Source organism: Pseudoalteromonas sp. SR41-1 (genome assembly GCF_014164015.1).
Taxonomy (GTDB): Bacteria; Pseudomonadota; Gammaproteobacteria; order Enterobacterales; family Alteromonadaceae; genus Pseudoalteromonas; species Pseudoalteromonas distincta.
The window spans coordinates 34,670-61,133 of record NZ_JACJEK010000024.1; the positions used below are offsets into that span (position 1 = coordinate 34,670).

Annotated in this window: 23 protein-coding genes; 17 read left to right on the plus strand and 6 right to left on the minus strand. The window is 39.9% G+C overall.

Annotated elements, in window-relative coordinates:
• Positions 1-13: 13 nt before the first annotated feature.
• Positions 14-2,194, minus strand: a complete 2,181-nt coding sequence (locus H5118_RS18050) for a TonB-dependent siderophore receptor (RefSeq protein ID WP_138488523.1) — start codon at positions 2,192-2,194, stop codon at positions 14-16.
• Positions 2,195-2,411: 217 nt separating this feature from the next.
• On the opposite strand from H5118_RS18050, the gene H5118_RS18055 reads away from it, so the two are divergent.
• Genes H5118_RS18055 through H5118_RS18080 form a run of 6 tightly spaced genes read left to right on the plus strand, consistent with a single transcriptional unit; the run spans position 2,412 to position 7,397 of the window.
• Positions 2,412-3,185: a DUF3450 family protein gene (locus tag H5118_RS18055; protein WP_024596704.1), complete on the plus strand. Its 774-nt coding sequence runs from the start codon at positions 2,412-2,414 to the stop codon at positions 3,183-3,185.
• Complete coding sequence (locus H5118_RS18060; RefSeq protein WP_182749631.1) at positions 3,185-4,510, plus strand: MotA/TolQ/ExbB proton channel family protein; 1,326 nt, start codon at positions 3,185-3,187, stop codon at positions 4,508-4,510. The genes H5118_RS18055 and H5118_RS18060 overlap by 1 nt, the downstream gene beginning before the upstream one ends.
• Positions 4,503-4,883 carry a MotA/TolQ/ExbB proton channel family protein gene (locus tag H5118_RS18065; RefSeq protein WP_002960812.1) on the plus strand — a complete coding sequence of 127 codons (381 nt, stop codon included), beginning with the start codon at positions 4,503-4,505 and terminating at the stop codon, positions 4,881-4,883. The genes H5118_RS18060 and H5118_RS18065 overlap by 8 nt, the downstream gene beginning before the upstream one ends.
• A 4-nt stretch (positions 4,884-4,887) precedes the next feature.
• A complete protein-coding gene (locus tag H5118_RS18070) occupies positions 4,888-5,292 on the plus strand; it encodes a biopolymer transporter ExbD (protein ID WP_036981164.1) in 405 nt (134 codons plus the stop codon).
• Between the two features lies 1 nt (position 5,293).
• On the plus strand, positions 5,294-5,950 hold the full coding sequence (locus H5118_RS18075; RefSeq protein ID WP_138488520.1) for an energy transducer TonB: 657 nt from the start codon (positions 5,294-5,296) through the stop codon (positions 5,948-5,950).
• A 19-nt stretch (positions 5,951-5,969) separates the two neighbouring features.
• Positions 5,970-7,397 carry a lipopolysaccharide assembly protein LapB gene (locus H5118_RS18080; RefSeq protein ID WP_182749632.1) on the plus strand — a complete coding sequence of 476 codons (1,428 nt, stop codon included), beginning with the start codon at positions 5,970-5,972 and terminating at the stop codon, positions 7,395-7,397.
• A 325-nt stretch (positions 7,398-7,722) separates the two neighbouring features.
• Here the strand turns inward: H5118_RS18080 and zapE are convergent, their stop codons facing one another.
• Entirely contained in the window at positions 7,723-8,832 is a 1,110-nt protein-coding gene (zapE, locus tag H5118_RS18085) for a cell division protein ZapE (protein ID WP_182749633.1), read from the minus strand.
• A 59-nt stretch (positions 8,833-8,891) separates the two neighbouring features.
• On the opposite strand from zapE, the gene rsuA reads away from it, so the two are divergent.
• The 3 genes from rsuA to H5118_RS18100 all read left to right on the plus strand — a co-directional run bounded on the left by rsuA (position 8,892) and on the right by H5118_RS18100 (position 11,662).
• Positions 8,892-9,590: a 16S rRNA pseudouridine(516) synthase RsuA gene (rsuA, locus tag H5118_RS18090; protein ID WP_039485514.1), complete on the plus strand. Its 699-nt coding sequence runs from the start codon at positions 8,892-8,894 to the stop codon at positions 9,588-9,590.
• Positions 9,591-9,976: 386 nt separating this feature from the next.
• The gene (rluA, locus tag H5118_RS18095) at positions 9,977-10,630 is read left to right on the plus strand and encodes a bifunctional tRNA pseudouridine(32) synthase/23S rRNA pseudouridine(746) synthase RluA (protein WP_182749634.1); all 654 of its coding nucleotides are present in this window, start codon (positions 9,977-9,979) and stop codon (positions 10,628-10,630) included.
• A gap of 81 nt (positions 10,631-10,711) precedes the next feature.
• Positions 10,712-11,662: a DUF3530 family protein gene (locus H5118_RS18100; RefSeq protein WP_182749635.1), complete on the plus strand. Its 951-nt coding sequence runs from the start codon at positions 10,712-10,714 to the stop codon at positions 11,660-11,662.
• Here H5118_RS18100 and djlA read toward each other — a convergent pair.
• From djlA to H5118_RS18115, 3 genes are read right to left on the minus strand one after another with little or no spacing between them, the layout of a single operon-like run.
• The gene (djlA, locus tag H5118_RS18105; RefSeq protein ID WP_182749636.1) at positions 11,645-12,511 is read right to left on the minus strand and encodes a co-chaperone DjlA; all 867 of its coding nucleotides are present in this window, start codon (positions 12,509-12,511) and stop codon (positions 11,645-11,647) included. The genes H5118_RS18100 and djlA overlap by 18 nt on opposite strands.
• Positions 12,512-12,542: 31 nt before the next feature.
• Positions 12,543-13,199, minus strand: coding sequence for an N-acetylmuramate alpha-1-phosphate uridylyltransferase MurU (murU, locus tag H5118_RS18110; RefSeq protein WP_182749637.1), 657 nt, complete (start codon positions 13,197-13,199; stop codon positions 12,543-12,545).
• Positions 13,196-14,197 carry an aminoglycoside phosphotransferase family protein gene (locus H5118_RS18115; RefSeq protein ID WP_182749638.1) on the minus strand — a complete coding sequence of 334 codons (1,002 nt, stop codon included), beginning with the start codon at positions 14,195-14,197 and terminating at the stop codon, positions 13,196-13,198. The genes murU and H5118_RS18115 overlap by 4 nt, the downstream gene beginning before the upstream one ends.
• A 100-nt stretch (positions 14,198-14,297) precedes the next feature.
• On the opposite strand from H5118_RS18115, the gene lptD reads away from it, so the two are divergent.
• The 8 genes from lptD to H5118_RS18155 all read left to right on the plus strand — a co-directional run bounded on the left by lptD (position 14,298) and on the right by H5118_RS18155 (position 25,159).
• On the plus strand, positions 14,298-16,550 hold the full coding sequence (lptD, locus tag H5118_RS18120; RefSeq protein WP_182749639.1) for an LPS assembly protein LptD: 2,253 nt from the start codon (positions 14,298-14,300) through the stop codon (positions 16,548-16,550).
• Positions 16,551-16,580: 30 nt separating this feature from the next.
• A complete protein-coding gene (gene surA / locus H5118_RS18125) occupies positions 16,581-17,876 on the plus strand; it encodes a peptidylprolyl isomerase SurA (protein ID WP_002960833.1) in 1,296 nt (431 codons plus the stop codon).
• 2 nt (positions 17,877-17,878) lie between these two features.
• A complete protein-coding gene (gene pdxA / locus H5118_RS18130; RefSeq protein WP_024589800.1) occupies positions 17,879-18,871 on the plus strand; it encodes a 4-hydroxythreonine-4-phosphate dehydrogenase PdxA in 993 nt (330 codons plus the stop codon).
• Positions 18,868-19,674 carry a 16S rRNA (adenine(1518)-N(6)/adenine(1519)-N(6))-dimethyltransferase RsmA gene (rsmA, locus tag H5118_RS18135; protein WP_002960838.1) on the plus strand — a complete coding sequence of 269 codons (807 nt, stop codon included), beginning with the start codon at positions 18,868-18,870 and terminating at the stop codon, positions 19,672-19,674. The genes pdxA and rsmA overlap by 4 nt, the downstream gene beginning before the upstream one ends.
• Positions 19,658-20,047 (plus strand): Co2+/Mg2+ efflux protein ApaG, encoded by a 390-nt coding sequence (apaG, locus tag H5118_RS18140; RefSeq protein ID WP_002960839.1) that lies wholly within the window; start codon positions 19,658-19,660, stop codon positions 20,045-20,047. Before rsmA ends, apaG begins: the two co-directional genes overlap by 17 nt.
• Positions 20,048-20,055: 8 nt before the next feature.
• The gene (locus H5118_RS18145; protein WP_182749640.1) at positions 20,056-20,874 is read left to right on the plus strand and encodes a symmetrical bis(5'-nucleosyl)-tetraphosphatase; all 819 of its coding nucleotides are present in this window, start codon (positions 20,056-20,058) and stop codon (positions 20,872-20,874) included.
• Between the two features lie 137 nt (positions 20,875-21,011).
• Entirely contained in the window at positions 21,012-23,027 is a 2,016-nt protein-coding gene (locus H5118_RS18150) for a methyl-accepting chemotaxis protein (RefSeq protein ID WP_182749641.1), read from the plus strand.
• A 689-nt stretch (positions 23,028-23,716) separates the two neighbouring features.
• Positions 23,717-25,159, plus strand: coding sequence for a capsule assembly Wzi family protein (locus H5118_RS18155; RefSeq protein WP_182749642.1), 1,443 nt, complete (start codon positions 23,717-23,719; stop codon positions 25,157-25,159).
• A 282-nt stretch (positions 25,160-25,441) separates the two neighbouring features.
• Here H5118_RS18155 and H5118_RS18160 read toward each other — a convergent pair whose 3' ends face one another.
• Entirely contained in the window at positions 25,442-26,446 is a 1,005-nt protein-coding gene (locus tag H5118_RS18160; protein ID WP_182749643.1) for an NAD-dependent epimerase, read from the minus strand.
• Positions 26,447-26,464: the final 18 nt, after the last annotated feature.

Sequence of the window (26,464 nt, forward strand, 5' to 3'; positions counted from 1 at the left end):
ATTTGTTTTAAAATTAAAAAGAGTAGCTCGCTGTTAAACTAAACTTACGACCATCACCTGGTACAAAGTGTCCACCACCTAACTGATCAACGTAATCTTTATCACCTAGGTTTTCACCATTAAGCTGCAGGCTCAAATCTTTTGATATGTCATACGCAACCATCAGGTCAAAAATAGTATAACCTGGCGCACGAGAGCGTGTTGACGTAGTGCCGTTGTAACGCTCACCTACATACTGCGCACCTAAACCAAACGATAACTTATCCGACATATCGTACGTAGTCCAAACACTCGCGCTATTTTTAGGCGTACGTGCAAGCTCGTTACCGATTTGAGTTGCGTCGTCGCCTAATGCTTCTGTTACTTCGCTATCTTGGTAAGTGTATGAAGCAATTACAGTCCACTCTTTAGTAATTAGGCCCGTTGCTGAAAGCTCTAAACCTTGAACGCGCTGTTCACCACCAAGTATTTCGTCACTTGAGCTATCTGCAAATGGGTCATCAGTACGGGCATTGGTTTTTTCAGTACGGAAAAGTGCAGCATTAGTTTGCAGGCGGCCATCCATTAGGCTCCATTTAGTTCCTAATTCATAACTACGGCTTTCTTCTGCGTCTAAATCAGCTGCATTTGAACGCGTAGATACCGTTAGGCTTTCCGCCGATGGATTAAATGAATTACCTGCGCCTAAATACACACTGCCATTTTCTGTAGGTTTATAAACTACAGCTGCATTCCAGCTAAATAAATCGTCACTTGTAGAAATTAAAGCGCTTGGATCATTGTAATCGTTGTGATAATCCGTAGTGAAGCTATCAAAGCGAATTCCACCTGTAACTTCCCATTGCTTGTTAAGCGTCACTGTATCAAATGCATAAATAGCTTGGTTTTTAGCTTTAGCTTCAATGCTTGTACCGTCACGGCCGTACACACCCGTAAATGCAATTGTTGCATCAGGGTTGTATAAGTCATTGCGTATTCCATCTTCAATCAGGTTATCAGGCGTAGTTGCAACAAAGTTATGGCGTGTAAACGTTTCATTTGCAAGTTCAACACCCACTACTACGTCGTGAGTAAAGCCAGCAAATTCATAGTTACCAATTAAATCAACTTGAAGTGCAGCAAGTGAATTTTCAGTATCACGTGTTTTTTCATCTGCAAAGGTAATGTCAGTGTCTGTTGTAACCGAGAAATAACGCGGTGCAGTTGTTACTGATTCACGCTTAACTTTACCTAAACGACCTTGCACACGTAACGTAGTATTTTGAGAAAAATCATACTCATAACGAGCTGTTGTTGAGTAGGCTTCAATATCTTCGTAATCACGGTAAATATTACCGTAAAAGTTATCAAAGTCGACAGGAGAAGGTGAGCGTGCACTATCTGCAAGTTCAGCTACTGGCGTATCACTGTAAACCCAAGGAATACCATAATCTGGTAAATTGTCTTGGCGTTGATACTCTAGGTTTAAATCAAAACGGCTGTTTGTACCAAGCCCTGTTGCAAATGCAAACGCAACAGCATTTGTTTCGTTTTCAACATGATCGCGACCTGCAACATCACCTTTATCAGTAAGAAGATTAATACGTAGTGCGCTTGTGTCGTTTACTTGAATGTTAGTATCAAAACGACCACGGTAATCGTTTTCTGTACCTAAACGTAGCGAAACGTCGTTAAAGTTGTCTAACTTCGCCTTTTTACTTTCTAAATTAACACTACCACCTGTTGCGCCACGACCAGAAACTGCAGAGCCTGGGCCTTTTGCAACTTCAACGGCTTCAATGTTGTAAATATCACGTGTGTAACCTGCAACATCGCGAATACCATCAACAAAAATATCATTTGTTGCACTAAAACCACGAATCGACATGCTATCGCCAGTAGGTGAGCCACCCTCACCTGCTGCTAAAGAAATACCTGAAACATTACGCAAAGCATCACGTAGACTATCTACGTTTCTGTCTTTCATTACCGCTTGGTTGATTACTGTTACCGTTTTAGCTGTATCGAGTAGCGGTTGAGTGTATTTATGCGACGTTGATTTTTCTACAACATAACTAGACTCAGTTTTAGTTTCTGCTTTGGTTACCGATAGTTCTTGAACATCCTGTGCACTTGCCCAAGTTGAAAGCGTAGCTGTAACAACCGCTGCAATTGGCTTCACGTACGCATTTCCTTTATTCGATGGCTTACTCATGGTTACTCCGTAGTTTTTATTAAGCACTTAACTATTGTTAATTTAAGGTACATATTTAATTTCGGCGAAATCCTACCACTCAAACAAAGCAATGTAAACGATAACTGTTATCAATTGCATTGTTATGTGAATTCCTATATTGTATACACACTCAAAAATTAACAGTAATTACGTCCTTGTAATTGCTTGTCGTAACTTTCAGGATTGTTGTTAAGTAATGCGAAGCTTAATTAAACCAATTAGCGTAGTTATCGCGCTTTGTAGCACTATGGCAGTAAAAGCCGACACTGTTAGTGAGCTAGAACAACTCGTTAATAAATGGCTACAAATAGAAAATCAAAACACAGAATTAAATACTCATTGGCTTGAACAAAAAAGCAGTATGGAGCAAACCTTAACGCTTCTTAATGCCGAGCAGCAGCAACTTAGCGAGCTTAATCAGCGTAGAAAAAAAAGCACCAGTGAGCTTGCCCAAAAACGTGAACAGCTTGTAACTCAGCAATCAGAACTTGAAAATGATCAACAGCAATTAAATGATCAACTAGCACGTATTTCTGGGCAATTACTTTCATTACAAGTGCAACTCCCCCCGCCACTTTTGAGTAGTTGGAAAAACGCTGGTGATTTAAGCGATTCAAAACTCAGTACAACTGACAAATTACAAACAGCACTAAAAATGCTGACTCTACTTAATGATTTTCAACAACGTATTTCTATTCACGAAATGGCTATTAAGCACCCTGACGGGCAAGAAGTATGGGTTAAGCAGCTTTATTTAGGTGCAGCTCAAGCATGGTTTGTAAGCGAAGACTTAAGTTACGTAGGTATTGGTTTTCCAAGTGACTTAGGTTGGCAGTGGGAGTTTGATTCAAGCATTAATGCAGAACAAGTTGCACTGGGTATTGCTGTACAGCAAAAAAAGCGCGCTGCTGATTGGGTAACACTCCCAATATTAAGTTATGTAAATAAAAACCAGCAAGGGGCTAAATAATGGCGACTAACAGCATAATTAAAGTATTTAGCGCCACAGTTTTACTTTTTAGTGCAAACATATCTTTTGCAGCTAGCAGTGATGATGCTAAGCAAAGTATTTTAAGTGATATTAAAACAGCGCAGCGTACTCTAAATAAAACTCAAAATAGCATTTCAAAAGAGCAAGCAATCCTTGCAAAGCAAATTTTTACCAAGCAGCAATCGCTCAGTAAATTACGCGAACAAGCAGCCGTTAATCGCCGCCTAGCTGACGAAAACACATTAAGTCTTGATCAGTTACAAACCCGATTAGACACTTGGCAACAGCAGCAGCAATATCAATTAAACTTACTTAGCCGTTTTGTACGCCAAAACACCAGCAATAGTGCTAGCAGTAACGAGTCGGCTAATAGCCAAAACGAGTTATTAAGCCGTGTTGTATCGCTAATTAATAATCAAGAGCAGGCACTTTATCCACAGTTAAAAAAACAATCGGTTGTGCTAAGTAATGGCGAATTAAGCCAAGCTAATACCCTTCAAGTCGGGCCTGTTGCATGGTTTAGTACGCAAACACCTAAACTTATGGGTTTATTAAATTTAGATGATGAATCTAATGCATTAAAAGTAGCGTTAGTACAATCAACAAGTGACGACAACCCACTCGATAATACTTTAAAGCAAAACGGTGTAGGCTCTACATTACTTACTTTCGACCCTAGTTTAACGCACTTAGTAACTAGCCAAGCCCAACAAGAAAGTCCGCTTGAACACCTAGAAAAAGGCGGTTTATGGGCTATCCCTATTATTTTATTTGCCTGCTTTGCACTTACCATTGCGCTATTAAAAGCCGCACAGCTACTGCGTTTAAGTAAAATTAAAATGCACTCTCAAATGCAATTACAGCAACTTTTTAAAGCTGAAAATAGCAGTGAATTTGCAGGTATGCAGCAGCAGCTATTTAACTTAACGCTGCAAAGCGAAAAAGGCCAAGTACGAGACGATCAATTATTTAATCAGTTAATTCATGATAAGCATAAACTCGATAACTTTATTGGCGCTATTGCCGTTACGGCTGCTGTAGCCCCACTACTTGGGTTATTAGGCACTGTTAGCGGCATGATCGAAACATTTAAAATGATGACTTTATTTGGCTCAGGCGACCCAGAAGTTGTATCGGGCGGTATTGCACAAGCACTTATAACAACCGAATTGGGTTTAGTCGTTGCCATCCCTGCATTGGTATTAAATGCACTGTTATCGCGTAAAGCAAAAGCGTACTACAGCCAACTAGAAGGCTTTGCATTACAGCTAAGTCAACTAGAGAAAGGAGAAACCAATGTTTGAGAAAATCGTTAGTAACCCTATTTGCTGGTGTATTCTTTTACTCGCTTTATTTGTATACCAGCTGATTTTTCATGACTTACTGCACCTTAAACAATACCAAGCGCAGCGCAAAGGTTATTGGCAAGAAGTTAGCTCTATTTTAACTGCAGCGCTTCCGCTACTTGGTTTATTAGGCACCATTGTTGGTTTGCTTGATACATTTAAAGTAATGGCGCTGGGCCATAACGAGTTAATGAGTGACGCCATTGGTGACGCATTACTAACAACTCAACTCGGCCTTGTGTGCGCTATTCCTGCGTGGTTAATGCAAGCTTACTTAGCGTATTCGCAGCGTAATCCTAAATTACATACGTTAAGTAAACAGTTAGGGTAACACTATGCAATCACGATTAAAGCACAAGCTAGAGCAAGAAGCGGGGCAACATATTGATATGTCGCCGCTACTTGATGTGGTATTTATATTGCTAATATTTTTTATTGTTACAACCGTATTTGTACGCGAAAGCGGCGTTGAGGTTGATAAACCACAAGCCGTATCGGCTAGTCGTCTTGAGCAGCAAGTTATATTTTTAGCAATAACCGACAACCAACAAGTATTTTTTGATGGCAGCCAAATTGGTGTTGCCGGTGTACGTAGTAGTGTCGAGCAAATGTTAAAACAGCAACAACGCCCTGTGGTTATTCAAGCTGATAAAACAGTACCTACTGAGTTACTTGTTCAAGTAATTGACGAAGCAAAGCTGGCAGGCGCGGCGCAAGTTAACTTAGCGACCAAGCAATAATATGCACACGATTAACCCGCTTCAAAAAACAAAAAACAATCGCCATCCGCTGTTTGCATTTGGCCTTAGCCTCATTGTGCTTAGTGCTGCATTACTGCTTTTATGGCTTGGGCAACTTGCTGAACATCATATCCAAGACAAAGTGGTTGTACGTGAGATTGCCATGGTGGCACTGCCTCCTCCGCCACCTCCATCAATATCACAACAGCAAACAAGTGAGCCAATGCAAAGCTTAGCGGTAGAAGGTGCAGGCGCGTCAATTCAAGCCGTAAAAATTAAGATAAAGAGTGATTTAAGTATTGTAAAACCCGATACACCCAACGTAAAAGTAAGTGCGCCACAATGGCAATCAATGAGTGTAAATTGGGATGCATTTAGCTTAAATCAACTCGATGGTCTCCCCACTTTACTTACTCCCGTCAAGGCCGTTTTACCAAAAAGCTTAACCCGCCGAGGTGTTGATGTATTTACTGTAAAACTCGATGTATTTATTGATGAAAGTGGCAAGTTAAGTTTAATTGAGGTAGTACAAAACCCATACCCTGAACTTAAACCAGCTATCGACAAAATTATTAAACAAAGCCGCTTTAGTGCACCTAAAAAAGAAGGTGAAACCGTACGCGCTCGCTTTATTTGGCCAATCGAATTTAAACCTTAAGCCTATTAAAATGAAAAATATGAATATATTTAAAACGCTAAAACCATTAACTCGCTCAGTTATCACTACTTTAATGTGCTCACTCCCTTTACTAGGTGTAAGTAGCGTGCATGCAAGCGCTGCTAGTACGACATTAAAAAGTGCGCCACTAAAAGTAACGTTATCGCCTAGCGATCCAACATGGCAGTTGGCTATAAATAATAAATTACTAGGCCCTACAGAGGTTCTTATTGAGCCTACCGAGCGCGGTTTTGCTCGCCAAGTACAACCACTATTACAAGCCGGTAATTACAGTGAAGTTGCGGCGCTATTTAAAGGCCGAGATATAAGCCAAGATAGCACTGCTTTAAACTTATTACGTGCACAAGTACTGCTTTCAACAAAAGATTTTGATAAAGCAGAAGCCGCTTATTTAGCATGTTTAAAAGCATCACCTGATTTAGTAAAAGCTCACCAAGGTTTGAGCCTTTTATACATGCAACAAGCAAAGTATGATAAAGCGCAAACACATCTAGTTCACAGTATTGAACTAGGCCAAGCTGATGCACAAAGTTATGCGCAACTTGCTTATATACACGTACAGCACAACCAACCTTGGAGCGCAGTAGCGGCCTACCGCCAAGCGCTTATGCTAGCGCCAGAAACAAGCCAATATCAACAAGGTCTATTGTTTGCGTTAATTGAATCGGGTGATTTAAGCCAGGCAAATGCATTATTAAAAGAATTACTCAATAAAAGCCCTGATAAAGCTGAACTTTGGCTGCAACGTGCACAAATAGCATTACAGCTTGATCAAAAAAAGCAAGCGCTTGCTGCTATTGAAGTAGCCCTAAAACTCAACCCTAAAGATGCCAGTAACCAGCTTTTAGCAGCCCAGCTGCATTTAACTGAAGGCAGCACTGAACGCGCAGTGAGTTTATTAAAGCAAGGTTTAAAACACGCCACTAAACAGCAGAAAGTTGAGGTTATTAATACCACGATGCAAACTTTAGGCTGGCTAGTATCTCAACAAAAATGGGATTTAGCTAAAGAGCTAATAGGCAGCGCAAAAAGATTAACTAAGCAGCTACCCCGTGATGAACAAGCGCAGTTTTCTGTATACAACGCACAAATTGCTATGCAACAAGGTAATACTAAACGTGCTCTTAAAAGCTTAAATAACGCACTTAAAATAAACCCGAATTTAGGTGATGCCCTACTTAGTTTAGCGAGTATATATCGCAGTAAGAGCCAACTTACCCAAGCTAAACTTATGTATGTTCGTGCACAAGCTCTACCTGATTACCAACTATCGGCGTGGCTTGGATTATCGCAAATAGCAATTGATTCTAAAGACTACCCGAGCGCGCTAAAGCATCTTAGAAAAGCATTACAAGCCAACCCACAACGCCAGGACTTAATTACTAATATTCGCGCCCTTGAGAATATAGTGCGCCAAGAAGGGTAAGTTTAACGCCGTGGTTAAATTTACTTGTATAAGCACAGCTTGCTGGCTGTGACGAGCAAAGCTCGTAATTTCTATGTTTTAATGTCTTCTCATTTACTCCTCTTTGTGCGATAAGATCTTAAGTGATTTATTCACAAAGAGGTTTAGAGGGCGCTGCGCTTTAGAGAAGTAAAAATACATAATTACTATTGTTTTATGTCTTCTCATTTACTCCTCTTTTGCTTCTCTTTGTGCAATAAGATCTTAAGTGAATTATTCACAAAGAGGTTGAGAAGGCGCTGCGCTTTTCGCGTGAGCAAGCTCGTTTACAATATATATTAAAGCGTTACCAATTTTGCATTTCGACTATGCGTGATTGCGTGCGCGCATATTCAAAGCTCAACTTTTTACCTTTATACAAATGTTCAATGTCGGTTTGCGCATTTATTACCAGCAATTTATGGCAATCGTAAAATTCATCGACTAACGCAATGAAGCGCCGTGCTTCGTCGTCAAATGTGTGCTCATCAAGCGTTTGTTTTTCGCGTTGGTAGCTATCTTCTATACCGTGAACAATAACTTTACCCGTTGCTTTAACACCCATTTGCGGCACGTTCGATACATATAACACATCAAATTGCGTTGCTAAAAACATATAATCGTTAGCACTACGCGGGCCGGAGCATAGCGCCATAAAATCAATCATCAAGGCATTATCGGCTCTTAATAAATAATGTAAATCGCGCCCATGCACAGTAATTGTATTGCTGCATGTTACAGCCGGATACGAAGCTAAAAACTCATTTTGAAAATCGCGTTTAGGTAAATTAATAAAATAGTGACGGCTGTTTTTACCATATCTAAAGCGGTGATCGTCCTCCCCTGCTACGTTAATTATATGGCAATGGTTATTAATTAAATCGATAGTAGGTAAAAATCGCGCCCGTTGCAGGCCGTTGTAATAAAGCTGCTCTGGCTTTGCATTCGATGTGGCCACCAGCACAACACCTTGTTCAAACAACGCATTGAACAATCTGTCCATAATCATGGCATCGCCAATGTCGCTCACAAAAAACTCGTCAAAACACAGTACTCGAATATTTTTAGCCCATTGTTTTGCAATTAGAATGAGTGGATTTTTTTGACCTTGTAGCTGCGAAAGTTGGGCATGCACTTGTGCTATAAAATGATGAAAATGCAGTCGCTGCTTTTGCTCAATAGATAGGTTTTTATAAAATAAATCCATTAACATGGATTTACCACGCCCTACGGGTCCATATAAATAAATGCCTTTTATTAAGGGTGCTTTTTGCCACCATGATGTGTGAGCTTGAAGTTGCTCGCTTAGCGTATTTAAAGCTTCCACCGCATTTTGCTGCGCAGCATCAAAACACAGTTCACCTGTGTCTATTTTTGCTTGGTAAAGGCTTAAAATTTGTGTGCTGTGCACTGTCATGGTATTTCACTATCGGCTATAATCGCGCCCATTGTAGCCGACTAAAAATGTGAACCAAAATGAAATTCCCTTGCCGCTTAGATAAATTTATTAGCCACTTAGCTGAAATACCGCGCACCCAAGCTCGTGCTAGTATTAAGCGAAAAGAAGTAAGCGTGAATGGCGAAATAATCACATCACATAATTTTCAGCTAGCCCAGCAAGATGAAGTACTGCACCAAGGTACGCCTTTGGTATTTTTAGGTAAGCGCTATTACATGCTAAATAAACCTGTTGGCTATGTATGTGCCAACAGTGACGAGCTTCATAAAACTGTTTTTGACTTACTTGATGAGCCAAATATGAGCGACTTTCACGTAGCAGGTCGCCTTGATATAGATACCACCGGGTTAGTTATTATTACTAATGATGGCGATTGGTCACATAAAATTACGTCGCCTAAAAGCAATAAATTTAAAACCTACCTAGTAGAAACTCAAGAGCCTATTACCGATGAAGCACTTGAGCAATTACGTACAGGCGTCATGCTGCATAACGAAAAAGATTTAACCCGCCCAGCTATTGCCGAACGACTTGCTAATTACGGACTGCGTTTATCAATAAGTGAAGGAAAGTATCATCAAGTTAAGCGTATGCTTTACGCGGTAGATAACAAAGTGGTTGAGTTACATCGCGAGCAGATTGCGGGGATTACCCTAGATGAAAACTTGGCCAGTGGTGAATATCGATTATTAACACCCGAAGAAATTAAGTTATAAAAGCGCTTTAAAGGAGCCTAAGTTTGGATATACTAGGGCGTGTTGAGCTTTGTGGATTGAAATTTGTTCAATCTAGGGGCGATTTAATCGCGGCGCGAGGTTTGTAACCTAGTGGGCTAAGTAAAAATCGAGCAACAAAGAGTTAATCGCCCCTAGGAAGAACCCAAAGGGCAGAGCATGTTTGGCATTTATGCTGCGTTATCGCCTAATTATGGGGAATAACCACACTACATAGGCGCTGCCTTGCCTAAAAACCAAACATACTACTGCAAATTCAACCACCAACGTTCAACACGCCCTAACTAAAACAATATAGCCAAACTTTTACTTGAGCCTGTTGGCTTGCTCTACTAAAATAGCGCCCTTCAAAATTACTAAGGTCGGCCGTGTTAGTTAACTACAATCCCCCTATGAGTCCGTATTTAACGATACTTTTTCAGGATGACGACTTACTGATAGTTAATAAACCAAGTGAGTTATTAACTGTCCCAGGTAAAGATCCTAAACATGCCGACAGCTTAATTAATCGTGTTAATCGTGTTTTTCCAACCGCAAGAATAGTGCACCGCTTAGATATGGCGACTTCTGGCATACTGTGCCTTGCCATGAATAAAGCCGCGCACAGACATTTAAGTATGCAGTTTCAAGAGCGCGAAACAGCTAAACGTTACATAGCACGTATATACGGACACCTTGAAGCTGAAACAGGATCAGTAGATTTACCCCTTATTTGTGATTGGCCTAATCGCCCTAAACAAATGGTTGATCACGACAGAGGTAAACCTTCACTTACGCATTTTAAAATACTTGAGCGTGAAGAAGATGCAACCCGTGTAGAACTAACCCCCATCACTGGTCGCTCGCATCAACTACGTGTGCATATGTTAAGCCTTGGTCATCCTATTTTAGGTGATAGACTTTACGCCCATAAAGAGGCACTTGCTGCGGCTCCTCGCTTACAGTTACATGCACAAATGCTGCAATTAAAGCACCCTAAAACTGAGCAAGTACTTACTTTTGAAGCTGAGCCAGAATTTTAACCGGCGCAAATACTTCGTAAATTATTAAACTTTTAGATAACCTTGCCGATACCTAACTAATTGTCATTAGTTAGGTGCATTATGCTATTTTCACGGTTTTTAAAAGCAGCTTTTTATATACAACTCAGCTGTGCGCTACTTTTAGCTAACCCCGCCTACGCGGCTGAACATATTGCCCCACCTAGTTTATCAAGCATTGAAAATAGCGATATTGAGCGACTACTGCCAAGTGATGAAATAAAGCCAATATTAGCGGGTGAAACAGAATTTTTAAGCCTTTACAGCGAATATATGAGTAGTAATTTTAGGGGTATAGTAATACTTATACCCGACTGGCATTCTTCACCTACCAATAACTCCGGTATGGGCTACTTGCGTAAAGAGCTTAATAATTTAGGCTACAGCACCTACGCAATGACAGTGCCCGACATTGATTGGCAAGCAAGTAAAATGGCCAAAGCAACGCCTAATGAAGCAGAAACAGCGCCTAGTAAAGCCGATGAACCTGCATCACCCGACACAGCAACAAACGCACAATCACAGCCTGCAAAAATCAAAGAAGAACCTCATTACGTAAATGCAATTGAAAAAGTAACCGATGACATACTTGATGACTATAAAATAAATCTCATTTCTCGGTTTAATGCGCTGTATCAAACCGCTATGGAAGATTCGAGTAATATAGTGGTTATAGCACAAGGTACAAGTGCGGGTGTGTTGTTGGAGTACTATGCAGATTTTCCAGATGAGAGACTAGATGCGTTTATAAGTTTAAGCAGTTACTTACCTAATACTAAGCGTAACGAAAGTTTGAGCCAAACAGCGTCACTTGTTACACCCGCCTTGCTTGATATTTACTATGCAAATGACAGCACAGACATTTTAATGAGCCTTAAAAATCGTCAGCGCTGGGTTAACCGAAATGCAAAATTTGATTACCGCCAACGCCAATTGTTTGGCCTGCGCGATCAACCTGGTCAACACGCACGCCTAACAAAAGAAATAGACGGGTTTTTACGCCGACTTTTTTAAATACTCATAAGCGGCTTGAATATCTTGGCTCTTTTTAACTGCCAATTCCATCATGTGCTTTGGTAAGCCTTGCGATACTAATTTATCTGGATGATGTTGCGACATAAGTTTGCGGTACGCTACTTTTATATCACGCTGCGTTGCATCGCTATTTAAGCCTAATAACGCCAATGCTTGCGCACGATTCATATTATTATTTGGCGGTACATGATGGCCAGAACCCTCACGGTAGCTACTACTTTGACCTTGGCTTTGTTGCTGCTGATTAAAGCGCTGTTGTTGCTTTCTAAAGTTAAACTCAGCTTGATAACGTTTTAATACAAATGCAAAGTGTGTTTTAGAAATGCCTAGCTGTTTACTTACATCTGCTAATAATTGCTTTTCTTGTTCGGCTAATACCCCATCAGAAAACGCCATTTGTATTTGTATTTCTAAAAACAACTGTATTAAATCGTTTCGTTTAGCAAAGCGTTCTTTAAAATCGTGTACGGTTTCTTTAAGTGAAAAGTCGCTCTCTTTACCTGACTGAAATGCATGTTGTGCTTCGCGGCGTTCTTCGCCCTTTAAGCCCATTTCATCCATAAACAAGTTAGCCGCTTTTATGTGTATTTCGCTCACTCGACCGTTCGACTTGGCAATGTGCCCCATAACAGCAAAGCAGCTTGAAAAGAATAAAGCTTGGCGCTCGTGAACATCGTCACCACTAAATAAGCTAGAAAAACCGCCTGCTTTATCAAAGTTATTTTTTAAGCTTTTATCAAATAAATGACCTAGGTATAAACCTAAAATAGCACCAAATATTTTGCCAAACATAAAGCCAAAACAAAAACCGAGAATTTTTCCCCACATCTATAATACTGCCTTCTTAAAAATTGAGTTGTTACGCCTCAAGGCGCGTGTTTAATTGGTTTAAACGCTCTGGTGTACCAATGTCATCCCACTGCCCTATGTAGAGCTCAGTAGAGACTAAATGTTCATTTAGCTTTTCACGTAAAATAGGCCCTAAAGGGCGAATACCTTGCGTTAATCCTTTAAAAAAATCAGCCTGATAGCGGCCAATCCCCGAAAAGGTATATTTTTGACTCTCGCCCGGCAAATGGCTTAATGCAAAGTCGCCATCTGGGTTATGTGGCGGGTTTTCTATAAACACTATGTGCGCCTCACCGGGTTGTAAATGAAGTTGCATTAGCGCACTTACATCGTAGTCGGTGTATACATCGCCATTTATTACAATGAACGAGTCGCCCAACAACGGTAACGCTTCAATAATACCGCCGGCTGTTTCAAGGCCACCTTCAACTTCTTGGCTATAAAGTATATTTACGCCAAATTGGCTGCCATCTTTAAAATAGTCTTTAATTTTATCACCCTGCCACGCAAGGTTTATTACAATATCGGTAATGCCGGCTGCTTTAAGGTTATTTATATGGTGCTCAATAAGTGGTTTTTCTGCCACTTTTAACATTGGCTTTGGCATATTTTGCGTTAGCGGCATCATTCTTTGCCCGCGTCCTGCAGCTAAAATCATCGCTTTCATGAGCGCTCCTTTGCCAACTTTTCAGTCACTTTTGGCACTATGGTATTTTTTGTCCACTCACTCAATGCTTTAAGCTCTGGGTAATTTGCTGCTACTTCAATAATGTAATCAAGCGTCGGTAAAATATTATCTAAATAACCTGTTTTACCATCGCGTAAATACAATCGACAAAATATACCCGCAGCTTTTAAGTGGCGCTGTAATCCGGTTAAATCAAACCAATATTTAAACTCATCGAATGAAGTGTTAGTCAGTAAATTTTGAGCTGTAAATTCTTGATAAGCAAAATCAAGTAAACTTGTTAACTCTTGCTCTGGCAATTTAAAGTAGCAATCGCGCAGTAGCGATACTAAATCGTAGCAAAGCGGCCCGCGTACAGCATCTTGATAATCTATAATGGCCCACTGGCCGTCACTATTCATAATATTACGGCTATGGTAATCACGATGAACGGTAACCGTAGGTTGCTCAAGCATCGCCTTTATTAATAGCTCTGAACTTGCTTGCCACATTATTTTTTGTTCGGTACTGAGTGGCTCATTAATAAAGTCGCTTACTAACCACTGGCTAAATATATCAAGCTCTAGCTTTATAAAATCTTCGTTATACGCTTGCATAGCAGAAGCTGTGGGCGTTTTTGCCCACTGAGCACTTAAACTAATTAATGCTTGGTAATGCTCGGTGCGATTTGCATCATCAAGCATGTCAGCTAGGTGCGTACTGCCTAAATCACTGAGGATAAAAAAGCCCTGTTTCTCATCGCTTGCAATAATAGTGGGAAGTAAAAAACCTTGCTCAACAAACACCTGGTTTAGCGAAATATAAGGTTCGTTATTCACTTTTTTTGGATCTGAGTCCATCACTATTAAATGTTTATTATCGTGATTTAAACGATAATAACGGCGAAAGCTAGCATCCCCCGTGATCGCGTTTAAAGTATGCGACTTGGCATTAAGGTGTGTGTTTATAAATTGTTGTAAATTCTCAAAGCGTGTCATTTTATTAGATATCTATTTTTATAGGTCAATTACTGTAATTGCCATTATTTTCCTTTATTATGTGTATATTATATTAAACACAAAGTATTAAGGTCGATAAATGAGCAAAACCTGGGGCATATTGATGCTAAGCGTAGTTAGCGCACCATCGCTTGCCGAAACTGAACTGGCACACAACCTTTGTGGCATTTCAATGCAAACCAGAGCTTGGCAACCACTTGAAGGCCTTAACCTTGGTGAAGTTGATATCCAAGCTGATGATGTTGAGCTACTTGGCACTCAAAGCGCTGAATTTACCGGCAATGTTGATATTAACACCCTTAAGATGAGTTTGTCCGCACAAACTGCGTTGATAGACAAACAGCGTGGTTTATTAAATGCAACGGGGCCAATTACTTATCAAGACTACGTAAGTAAAGTAAACAGCACCGGATTAAATGCCGATTTAAATAATTCAGAAGTCAGTTTGTTAGGCGCCGACTACAGCCTAACCGAACAACAAGGTAAAGGCGGCGCTGAAAAGCTCACTGTTAATCAGTCTGGCCTATTACTCATGAATGCAAGCTTTACTACTTGCCCAAGTGACACCCCAGCATGGGAAATTGAAGCTGACGAAATAAACCTTTCACGCGAAGAAGGCTGGGGCGAAACATATAACGCCGTATTGCGTATTTTAGATACACCAGTTCTATATTTACCCTATTTTACATTCCCGCTAGATGAACGCCGTAAATCGGGCCTACTTACCCCGACCATTTCAAGCTCTGACAAATACGGCCTTGAAACAATTACGCCGTATTATTTAAATATTGCACCTAATTTTGATGCCACTATTACGCCTCGTTATATGTCTAACAAAGGGCTGCAATTACAGACAGAGTTTAGATACCTAACAGAGCAACACGAAGGCTTAGTAGGGATTGAATACTTAGATAGTGATGATTCTGAGCCTGATTTGAATGAACGCTACATGTTTCATTGGCAACAGCAAAGCTACCTAGGTGAAAACTGGCGCGCAAACGTTGATGTAACCAATGTGAGCGATGATAACTACATCACCGACTTAACTTCAAACTACGCAAGTAAAACCGATACTCAATTGTATCGTACTGGTTCACTTACCCATTTAGGTGAAACATGGCGCACCGATATTAAAGTACAAAACTTTGAAGTACTGGGCGATCACTTAGAGTCTTACACTGCTATACCGCAAGTTAATTTTACGCAAACAGCGCCTTGGCGTTTTGATAATTTTGACTTTAGTGTGTCGGGCGAGATTAGTCATTTTACTAATGATTCATCAGAAGTGGCCATAGACAGCGCAACTCGTGTACACGTAGAGCCAAAAGCACGCTACAACTACGCTACGCATGCGTGGTCATTTTTGTCTGAAGTAAGCTTATTACAAACTAATTATAAGCAAAGCGGAAACTTAACCGGCACGCAATACAGCGATACCGTATCGCGTACTATCCCAAAAGTACGTTTGTACTCTCAGCTTAATTTTGAGCGTGACGCATCTTACTTTTTTGAAGATGGTATACAAACACTAGAGCCACAAATTCAGTATTTATATACACCTAATAAAGATCAGTCAGATATTGGCTTGTTTGATACAACCAAACTGCAAGATGATTATTATGGTTTATTTAGAGACGTGCGCTTTTCGGGTGTTGACCGTATAGCAGCTGCTAATCAGTTTACTTTAGGTGCTACAACGCGCTTATTTGATAAAAAACAAGAAGAAGTGTTTAACTTTAGTGCGGGCCAAATATTTTATTTAAGTGACGATGCCAAGCCAACAGAGCAAGGCTTAAACTCAGACACTAATTATAATGCACTATTTGCAGCTCAAACCATGTTACATTGGCACCGCCGTTGGTACCTCGCTGGAGGTATTCAATATGATACAGATGGCAAGCAAATGGTACAGTCAAATGTAACGCTTGATTATAAAGGTGATAATAATCAGCTAGTACAATTGAACCATCGCTATGCAAATGATGTCTCAGGAAATACAATCGAGCAAGCAGGTGTATTTACAAGTATTCCTATTAGCGACGAATGGCAATTTATTGCGAGCTATCATCGAGATCTTGAAAACAACAGAAGTATCGAAGTATTGAGCGGATTACAGTATGAATCATGCTGTTGGGCTATCCAAATTACTGGCCATCGCCAAATTGAAACTGATTTAAATCAGTCAATAGGACAAGAACAAGCAACTTTTGATTCAGGTATTAGTTTGAATTTTGTATTAAAAGGACTTGGCAGTAAAAGCCGTTATGATGCACAAAAATTATTACAACAAGGTATTTTTGGCTATCGTAGACCGTATTTTCTTAGTAACTAGAGTACTATCAGCAAGAGTAGTAAAAAGAATATGAATTTAAAAAAATTATTAACATCAGCAGTTTTAAGTGCCAGCCTTTGTCAAAGTGTAATGGCTGCACCAGTAGAAATAGATAAAGTTATTGGCGTTGTAAACCAAGGCGTAATTTTAAAAAGCGAAGTAGACACCATAATTGATCGTGTTAAAAAGCAAGCACAAGAACAAGGCCAGCAATTACCAAAAGATGAAACACTTCGTGTACAAGCTGTAGAGCGTTTAGTTAATCAAGCGCTTATGATGCAAATGGCTGAGCGTATGGGATTACAAATCTCAGACAGCCAACTCGATCAAACTCTCGCTAACATGGCAAAAGAGCAAGGCGGAACAATCGCCGACTTACGCCGCACTATTGAAGGTTCGGGCGAAAGCTTTCAAGCTTACCGTGAAGAAATTCGTAAAGAAATCACAACGCAGCAAGTAACACGTGCAAGCGTTGATCGTCGTATTTATATTAGCGAACAAGAAGTTGATAACCTTTTAAAAATTATGGAAACCCAAGGTCAAAGTGCTGAAGAGTACGACATTGGTCATATTTTAATAGATATCCCTAACGATGCGACAGCTGACGAAATTGCTGATGCAAAAACACGTGCAGATAAGGTTATTGAGCTATTAAACGATGGCCAAGAGTTTAAGCGTATTGCTATTTCATCATCAAGCGGCTCTAAAGCACTTGAAGGTGGACAACTTGGTTACATGGGCATTAACGAAATGCCATCGCTTTTTGCTGAAGCAGTAAAAGGCCAAAAGAAAGGCGCTATTGTTGGCCCACTTCGCTCTGGTGCTGGTTTTCATATCATTAAAGTACAAGACGTTCGTGGTCTACAAGTTGTAGAAACAACTGAAGTACGTTCACGCCATATACTTATTAAACCTTCAATTATTTTAAGTGAAGAAAAAGCACGCTCAATGCTTGCAGGCTTTGCAAAAGACTTACGCGCAGGAACAGCCGACTTTGGTGAACTTGCTAAAGAGTACTCAGAAGATCCAGGCTCTGCACTTAAAGGCGGCGAGTACGATTGGACAGATCCAACTACCTACGTACCTGCGTTTAAAGATACATTACTTTCTCTTAAAGAAAATGAAATAAGCGAACCGTTTAGAACACAGTTTGGTTGGCATATTGTGCAGTTACTTGGCAAACGTGTAGCTGATAAAACTGAACTAGCTAAACGTAACCGTGCTCATGGCATGTTGTTTAACCGTAAATTTAAGGAAGAAAGTTTTAACTGGCAGCAAGAAATGCGCGAGCAAGCTCACGTTGAAATTTTCCCTATAGACCAATAAATATGACTCTAAGAATTGCTATTACACCGGGTGAACCAGCCGGTATTGGCCCAGATCTGCTACTCACGCTTGCTCAGCAAGCGTGGGACGCTCAACTAATAGCGATTGCTGATGGCAAACTATTAAAAGAGCGTGCAAAGCATTTAGGCTTAACAATAAATTTAATTGAATTTGATGATAATGCCCCCGCCATAGCAGCACCTGCGGGCAGTTTGTATATTCATCAGGTTGATTTAGGTGCGGATGTAGAGCTTGGCGTACTAAACGACGGTAACGGCCAATACGTGTTAGATACCTTGCGTATAGCAAGCGAAAAAAACATGGATGGCACGTTCGATGCGGTTGTTACGGGCCCTGTTCACAAAGGCATTATTAACAAAGCGGGCATTTCATTTAGCGGACACACTGAGTATTTTGCGCAGCAATCAAATACTGCAGATGTGGTTATGATGCTTGCAACTGAAGGTTTACGCGTTGCACTTGTAACCACGCATATTCCACTTGCGTATGTGTCGCGTGCCATTACTCCTGAGCGCTTAACTAAAGTAGCGGGTATTTTAAATCACGACTTACAAACTAAGTTTGGGATAGAAAAACCACGTATTTTAGTGTGTGGCTTAAACCCACATGCAGGTGAAGATGGCCATTTAGGCCGTGAAGAAATAGAAACAATCACCCCAACGCTTGAAATACTTAGAAGCGAAGGGATGAATTTAATTGGCCCACTACCGGCCGATACCTTATTTCAACATAAATACCTATCTGAAGCAGATGCAGTACTTGCTATGTATCACGATCAGGGATTACCTGTGCTAAAATACAAAGGATTTGGTAAATCGGTAAATATTACCCTTGGCTTACCATTTATCCGCACCTCAGTTGACCACGGTACTGCTCTCGATTTAGCAGGGACTGGTACAGCTGACGTTGGCAGTTTTGAATTAGCGATCCGCGAAGCAATTAAGCTCGCCCAAGAAAAAGCACAAAATCAATGACCGATAAAGTACATTTAGGACACCGCGCTCGTAAGCGTTTTGGGCAAAACTTTTTATTTGATGAATCTATCATCGATAAAATAGTCTCTGCGATTGATCCTAAACCAGAAGACAACTTAGTAGAAATTGGCCCCGGCCTTGGCGCAATTACTGAGCCAGTAGCCGACTTAAGCGGCCATTTAACGGTTGTTGAATTAGATAAAGACTTAGCACAACGATTAATTGAACACCCATTTTTGGGTCCTAAATTAACCGTTAACCAAGGCGATGCAATGACGTTTGACTTTGCAAGCTTGGTTCGCGATGACAAAAAATTAAAAGTGTTTGGTAACTTACCTTACAATATTTCGACACCGTTATTGTTTCACCTTTTTGAATTTTCAGATCATATTGAGCACATGCACTTTATGCTTCAAAAAGAAGTAGTAAAACGCATGGTAGCAGGCCCAGGTAGTAAAACATTTGGCCGCTTAAGCGTAATGACTCAATACTACTGTAATGCAATGCCGGTTGTTGAAGTACCACCTGAGTGCTTTAAACCAGCGCCAAAAGTTGACTCTGCTGTTATTCGTTTAATACCTAAAAAGCCAGAGCAACGTACAGCAAAAAGCGTTAAAATTTTAAACACCGTGTGTTTAGAAGCATTTAACCAGCGCCGCAAAACGCTACGTAATAGTTTAGGTAATTTACTTACCGCAGAAGAACTAACTAGCATTGGCATTGATATAACGCTGCGTGCTGAGCGCTTATCTTTACAACAATTTATTGATATAGCTAACTGGATTTATGACAACAAGCAGTAACATTGGATCGCCTGTAAAGGTATCTGTAGAAACATTTTACGTAGAAGGCCAATCTCAACCTGAGCTTGAAAAATACGTATTTGCTTACTCGGTAACAATTAAAAACCATAGTTTATGCAGTGCAAAATTACTGAGCCGCTATTGGTTAATTACCGATGCAAATGGCAAACAAGTAGAAGTTGAAGGCGAAGGCGTTGTTGGCGAAATGCCAGATATTGGCCCAGGCGAAAGCTATAAATACACCAGCGGTGCAATTTTAGATACACCTGTAGGCACTATGCAAGGCCATTACACGTTACGCAACGAGTTTGGCTCTGAGTTTCAGGCGCCTATTAATGTGTTTCGTTTGGCTTGCCCTAACATTTTGCATTAAGCACTTAGATGGCAGATTATGCGATAGGTGATTTACAAGGGTGTTTTAGTGAATTTAACACCCTTTTACAACGGGTTGATTTTAACCCAAGTAAAGATCACCTATATTTAGTTGGCGACATAGTTGCTCGCGGGCCAGACTCCCTAGCCTGCTTAGACTATATTTACCAACATCAAAATAGCATGACCATCACTTTAGGCAATCACGACCTTCACATGGTTGCCTGCTACTTTCTTAACAAACCCACTAATCCAAAAGATAAATTAAACCCAATATTTGAAAGCCCTAAATTGGCTAACTACATCGCTTTTTTACAAACCCAGCCATTGGCATTAGAGCTTATAAAACATAACTGCTTTATATCTCACGCGGGGTTAAACCCTGATTGGTCTGTTGAAGATGCGCTAAAACAAGCTCAATTTGCACAAAGCTGTTATCAATCAAGTAACGCAGAAGCGTTTTTTGAACACATGTACCAGGCTCACCCCGCTAGGTGGTCTAACACCCTTGATGACTTTGCAAAGTTTAGATACATAGTTAATTACTTTACCCGCATGCGTTTTTTAACAAGTGATAACAAACTCGAGCTTAATGCAAAGGGTGCAATAACCGACAGCGAAACTCTCACTCCTTGGTTTAACCACCCCAATATAGCTAAATCTAAACACGATATTATTTTTGGCCACTGGGCCGCACTTGAAGGTAGAACAGGTAATTCACGGGTTCACGCCCTAGATACAGGCTGCGTATGGGGTAACACCATGAGCCTAATGGAGCTGAGTACTAAAAAAGTAATTGTAGAAAAATCCCACCTTTCGTCTAAATAAACTGAAAAAAAACAATACATCTGTTAGATTTATCAATTAATAGTTAAAATTAATTAAAGTAATTGATTTTAATTACTTAACTTATTGGTACAAACGCCGATAAGTCTTAATTGAAGTACTTTTTGAGTGGAAATCTTATGAACCTGACAGTAAGCCAGCGTATTTGGGGTGGTTTTATATTTATCACACTATTATTATTAATAATTGGTGGTAATTCCTTAATAAAAATTGCAAATATTGACCGTTCCACTCAAAAAGTGAACCAACTATCACTCCCAGCATTAAATAAAAGCTCTGAGCTACAAGCCGAATTTATTTTAATGAGCAAAGCCGCTCAAGCGAGCTTTTACACTACATCAGCCAATGAGCTTGCACCAATAAAAGCACAGGTCCTTGAACAAAAACAATTGTTCAACACGCTGCACCGTGAGCTTCAAGACGTAGTAAAAAACGATGCTGCACTTAATCAAAGCAGCCAAAATGTAGAAAAAACTTATTTAAGCTTTTTAAGCTCAGTTGAAAATTTATTAGCAGATAAAGGCAAGCAACTAGCATTAAATAAAACATTAAAAGCACAATTAGAAAATATAGAACTAAGTGCAGAAGATGCTAACTCTGTTGTACTCGATATTATCGACATTGATGGGTTTGAACAAAACCACCCTCGCGCTTATCAAGCTGCAAATAATTTAGAAAACAACTTTATGTCGGTAGTTAGTAACAGCACCGACATGCTAACTGTTAAAACGCTTAACACTCTCGATATTGTTAAAAACGAGCAAACGTATTACCTTGAAGAAGTAGTACGCACCGTTGATTTAATTAAGCCAGCAATAGAGCAAACGCATAGCGACTTATATTCAAGCCTAAAAGAATATGTTGATATTTTAGAAAATAACATAAAGGGCAATAACAGCTTAGCAGCAAACAAAAAACGTTTAATTGATTCGATTACGCTTACGCAATCAGAGCTTGCACAGTCAGAACAAGCCACCAAAATGGCACTTAACCAAATTGACGAGCTAGTTAATCAAGCAAGTGACGTTGCGTTTAAATTGCAACAAGGTGTGCGCAGCGATGTAGACTCAGCTAATTTATGGACCTGGGTTGGTATGGTTATAGCCACTCTTTTAGCAATTGTGATTGCCATTATTACTGTTAGCCGCATTACTAAACCACTTGCCGAAGTTAATCGCATTTTAGATATTGTTGCAAGTGGCGACATGACACAACGTTTAGACGATAGCGCTCAAGACGAGTTTGGCGAACTATCTAAAAGTTGTAATACACTAATTGACAGCCTACGCAGCCTAATTAAAGGTATTATTTCGCGCTCTACTCAGCTTGCAGCAGCATCAGAGCAAACATCGGCCATTACCTCAGAATCAAGCCAAGCAATTCGTAACCAACAAGCACAAGTTGAACAAGCAGCTACTGCAACAACCGAAATGAGCAGTACATCGCAAACAGTTAGTAACAGCGCTCAACAAGCGCTTAGCGAAATTAAAAATGCTGATAAAGAAGCTGAACGCGTTAAAGGTATTTCGAATAACAATAAAGCAACGATTGAACAGCTAGCACGTGAAGTAGACGACGCCTCACAAGTCATTAATAAACTGCATCAAGATAGCGCATCAATAGGCAGCATTTTAGATGTAATACGCGGAATAGCGGATCAAACTAACCTACTTGCACTAAATGCCGCAATTGAAGCTGCACGTGCAGGCGAATATGGCCGAGGCTTTGCTGTTGTAGCTGACGAAGTACGCTCTCTAGCGAGTAAAACTCAAGAGTCAACCCAAGAGATACAATCAATGATTGAATCGCTACAAACAGGCGCTGAAGCTGCCGTAACGGCAATGAGCAAAGGTAAGCAACGCGCTGTATCGTGTGTTGAGCAAACCGACCTAGCAAGTAGCGCACTTGATTCGATTACATTTGCAGTTTCGCAAGCCCACGACGTAAGTGAAGAAATTTCGACTGCCGCACTTGAGCAACAACAAGTAGCACAAGAAATTAGCGAACGCCTTGAGTCGATTGTAGCCATCGCAGAGCAAACAGCCGAAGGCGCAAATCAAACTAATATCTCAAGTTCAGAAGTAGCAAAACTGGCTGAAGAACTTCGCTTGTCGGTAGACGAATTTAAAGTTTAAGTTTATTAAAACAATTAAAAAACCCCGATGGTACACAGTACCATCGGGATTTTTGTTTATAAGACCTTTAGAAATGAGATGTAAAACTTTACCGGTAACGTAGAGCTTGCTCACGCGAAAAGCGCAGCTTTTAATATTTATACTTAATAGACTACCTACTTTTGCCTTCACTAAAGTGCAGCGCCCTCTTAACCTCTTTGTGAATAAATTACTTAAAACCCTATTGCACAAAGAGAAGTAAATGAGAAGACATTAAAATAATAGTAATTATGTATTTTTACTTCTCTAAAGCGCAGCGCCCTCTTAGCCTCTTTGTGAATAAATTACTTAAAACCTTATTGCACAAAGAGAAGCAAAAGAGGAGTAAATGAGAAGACATTAAAATAATAGTAATTATGTATTTTTACTTCTCTAAAGCGCAGCGCCCTCTTAACCTCTTTGTAAATAAATAACTTATAAATCTATTTTTTGTAGGTATAACTTATTAAATGCGTTCGCCACCTGCTTTATAGCAAAGCACTACATGCAAAAACGCGCTCGAATTTAACGGATAGCCTATCACCTGCGAATGATAGCCTACTCCTATATATCCCCACTAATATATCGCTTTTTTCTTCCTTACTTAGGCGTTTATTGCTAACCTCGCGTTAACGTTTTTACTTAAACAAATTTTTGCTAACGGAATAATTATGCTCAAAAAAATATCACTGTTTATCGGGATGGCAATCAGTGCAAATGCTGTTGCTAAAGGTGGCGTATCACCCTACTTACCTTTAAATCAAGCCCCAGAACTTGAGCACCAAGTACAACGACTTTTAGCCGTGAGTAAAAATACACATATTATGAGTAAGCCTTATAAAGCTCACGATATTTATAGAGTGCTGCAAACAGTAAGGCATACTTACCCAGAACTATATCAAACACTTTCGTACAAACTTAGCCCTTATATTCAAAGCGATGCGGGGTCATTTGCAAAAGTAACGCTTGCTGCAGGCACAAAAGATAAAACACTGCCTAACCAACGCGGCCAAACCACTAAAACCAACTTAATAGTTGAAGGCGGCGCTTATGCTAACTTTGGGCGTTACTTTGGTGTAAGTGTTGCAGGCATAGCCAACGAAGACGAAATATTACCTACACAAAGCTTTTTTTACCTTGGTAATAAGTATGCGCAACTAGATGTAGGCTACCGAGAGCATTGGTACTCACCATTTAACGACAGTGCCATGCTATTAAGCACACAAGCCAAAACAACCCCTTCTATAACGCTTAGTAATGTAGAGCCAATAACCAGCTTTAATATTCGTTACGATATGTTTATCAGTAAAATGACAGAGCAAAGCGGAATTTTAAAAGAAGGAAGACAAACAGGAGTCGCTAATGTATATGAGCCAGGTAAGCCTTACTTATTTGGCTTACACACTAGCTTTGCAGCAACCAATAATTTAACAATAGGCTTAAGCCGTTTAATGCAGTTTGGTGGAGGCCCACGAAGCGTGACAATTAAAGATTTTACTGAGGGATTTTTTAGCCCTGGCAGCAAAGACAATGTTGGTCGTAATGATGCTGATGAGCTTGGAGAAAATTTTGAGCTTGGCGATCAATTAGGATCAATAACATTTGCCTATAACAATAGTATTTATGCACTACCGTTCGAGTTTTATGGTGAAGTTGCGCTTGAAGATACCCTAGGTGGCTCTCGTAATAATGCATATAGTTTTGGTATTTACTTGCCCTTTATTGCTAACAATCACAGTTTACGCTTCGAGCATAGTAACTTACAACAAAGCTTTTATAGCAATCGACTGTACCTAGATGGTAATCGTAATTCAGGTAATGTTATTGGCCACTGGCTAGGTGATGAGCACGACTACACCGATTACACACCAGCTAAATCTATGAGCGTAAATTGGCATTGGCAATTAAGTAAAATAGAAAGCTTAAATACCACTATTCGTATGCTTGAAAATAAACGTGATGGTTATAAAACAAGTTATGAGTTACAAACAGCATACACACGTAAGTTAAGTAAACCAATAATGGGCGCTAAAAGTTGGGGAGCTGAGCTGTATCAAGGAAAGGATGTATACGGGGAAACATTTGCTAGATTAGGTGTATTTGCTAATTTTTAATACCCTGTAGGTGCGAATTTACTTCGCGCTAATGTAATTTAACTTTACCAAAGTGAAGTATAAAAACTCACCTACGATATATTTACTCTGTAGGTGCGAATTTATTTCGCGCTAATGTAATTTAACTTTACCAAAGCGAGGTATAAAACCTCACCTACAATATATCAACCCTGTAGGTGCGAATTTATTTCGCGCTCATCTAACATGACTTTATTTAAGCCAATAAAAAACACTGCCTCAAATAGAAAACAGTGTTTTTAAATAACTCACTAATTGTAACTTTTATTTATAAAAGTCTTTATACCACTTAATAAGCTCACTAACGCCTTGCTTAACCCCAACCTGCGCTTTATAGCCTGTTGCATTAAATAAGTCTGTAGTATCAGCATAAGTTTTATAAACATCGCCGGCTTGCATTTCACGGAAGTTCTTTTTAGCTTCAGTACCTAGTTCAGCTTCAATGGCTTCAATAAACTTCATTAGGTTTATTGGGCTACCGTGGCCGATATTATAAACCGCATACGGCGCAGAGCTAGAAGCTGGCGAACCAGTTTCAACTCTCCAATCTGGGTTTGCAACAGGTATTACATCGGCAGCACGAACAACACCTTCTACTATGTCATCTATGTAAGTAAAGTCACGCCACATATCGCCATTGTTGTTTATATCAATAGTGTCACCGGCAAGTATTTTTTTAGTAAAAATATACGGTGCCATATCTGGGCGACCCCATGGGCCATAAACAGTAAAAAAGCGTAAGCCTGTTGTAGGTAAGCTATATAAATGAGAATAGCTATGCGCCATTAGTTCATTGGCTTTTTTAGTTGCTGCATAAAACGATACTGGGTGATCAACACTGTCGGTCGTTTCAAACGGTGTTTTTTCGTTTAAACCATATACAGAGCTAGATGAAGCATAAACCAAGTGTTTAACTTTATTATTACGACACCCTTCAAGCACATTTAAGTGCCCTACTAAATTAGAATCGGCATAAGCATCAGGGTTTTCTATTGAATACCTAACACCGGCTTGCGCCGCTAAATGAATGACTTTATCAAACTGCTGTGTTTTAAATAGCTCGCTCATTGCTGGGCGTTCACTTATATCAAGCTTAATAAATGTAAACGCTTCATGGCTTTCAAACTGCGCTAAACGAGCTAGTTTTAAATTTACATCGTAATAGTTGTTAAGGTTATCAATACCGACTACTACATGGCCAGCCGCTAACAATTTTTGACATGTTGCCGCGCCAATAAAACCAGCAGCACCCGTTACTAAATATTTCATAATTTCCTAATCTTTAAG

Excerpts from the sequence above, each read along its gene's own strand:
- H5118_RS18050 (WP_138488523.1), bottom strand. The coding sequence starts at position 2,194 with ATGAGTAAGCCATCGAATAAAGGAAATGCGTACGTGAAGCCAATTGCA.
- H5118_RS18055 (WP_024596704.1), top strand. The coding sequence starts at position 2,412 with ATGCGAAGCTTAATTAAACCAATTAGCGTAGTTATCGCGCTTTGTAGC.
- H5118_RS18060 (WP_182749631.1), top strand. The coding sequence starts at position 3,185 with ATGGCGACTAACAGCATAATTAAAGTATTTAGCGCCACAGTTTTACTT.
- H5118_RS18065 (WP_002960812.1), top strand. The coding sequence starts at position 4,503 with ATGTTTGAGAAAATCGTTAGTAACCCTATTTGCTGGTGTATTCTTTTA.
- H5118_RS18070 (WP_036981164.1), top strand. The coding sequence starts at position 4,888 with ATGCAATCACGATTAAAGCACAAGCTAGAGCAAGAAGCGGGGCAACAT.
- H5118_RS18075 (WP_138488520.1), top strand. The coding sequence starts at position 5,294 with ATGCACACGATTAACCCGCTTCAAAAAACAAAAAACAATCGCCATCCG.
- H5118_RS18080 (WP_182749632.1), top strand. The coding sequence starts at position 5,970 with ATGAATATATTTAAAACGCTAAAACCATTAACTCGCTCAGTTATCACT.
- zapE (WP_182749633.1), bottom strand. The coding sequence starts at position 8,832 with ATGACAGTGCACAGCACACAAATTTTAAGCCTTTACCAAGCAAAAATA.
- rsuA (WP_039485514.1), top strand. The coding sequence starts at position 8,892 with ATGAAATTCCCTTGCCGCTTAGATAAATTTATTAGCCACTTAGCTGAA.
- H5118_RS18100 (WP_182749635.1), top strand. The coding sequence starts at position 10,712 with ATGCTATTTTCACGGTTTTTAAAAGCAGCTTTTTATATACAACTCAGC.
- djlA (WP_182749636.1), bottom strand. The coding sequence starts at position 12,511 with ATGTGGGGAAAAATTCTCGGTTTTTGTTTTGGCTTTATGTTTGGCAAA.
- murU (WP_182749637.1), bottom strand. The coding sequence starts at position 13,199 with ATGAAAGCGATGATTTTAGCTGCAGGACGCGGGCAAAGAATGATGCCG.
- H5118_RS18115 (WP_182749638.1), bottom strand. The coding sequence starts at position 14,197 with ATGACACGCTTTGAGAATTTACAACAATTTATAAACACACACCTTAAT.
- lptD (WP_182749639.1), top strand. The coding sequence starts at position 14,298 with ATGAGCAAAACCTGGGGCATATTGATGCTAAGCGTAGTTAGCGCACCA.
- surA (WP_002960833.1), top strand. The coding sequence starts at position 16,581 with ATGAATTTAAAAAAATTATTAACATCAGCAGTTTTAAGTGCCAGCCTT.
- pdxA (WP_024589800.1), top strand. The coding sequence starts at position 17,879 with ATGACTCTAAGAATTGCTATTACACCGGGTGAACCAGCCGGTATTGGC.
- rsmA (WP_002960838.1), top strand. The coding sequence starts at position 18,868 with ATGACCGATAAAGTACATTTAGGACACCGCGCTCGTAAGCGTTTTGGG.
- apaG (WP_002960839.1), top strand. The coding sequence starts at position 19,658 with ATGACAACAAGCAGTAACATTGGATCGCCTGTAAAGGTATCTGTAGAA.
- H5118_RS18145 (WP_182749640.1), top strand. The coding sequence starts at position 20,056 with ATGGCAGATTATGCGATAGGTGATTTACAAGGGTGTTTTAGTGAATTT.
- H5118_RS18150 (WP_182749641.1), top strand. The coding sequence starts at position 21,012 with ATGAACCTGACAGTAAGCCAGCGTATTTGGGGTGGTTTTATATTTATC.
- H5118_RS18155 (WP_182749642.1), top strand. The coding sequence starts at position 23,717 with ATGCTCAAAAAAATATCACTGTTTATCGGGATGGCAATCAGTGCAAAT.
- H5118_RS18160 (WP_182749643.1), bottom strand. The coding sequence starts at position 26,446 with ATGAAATATTTAGTAACGGGTGCTGCTGGTTTTATTGGCGCGGCAACA.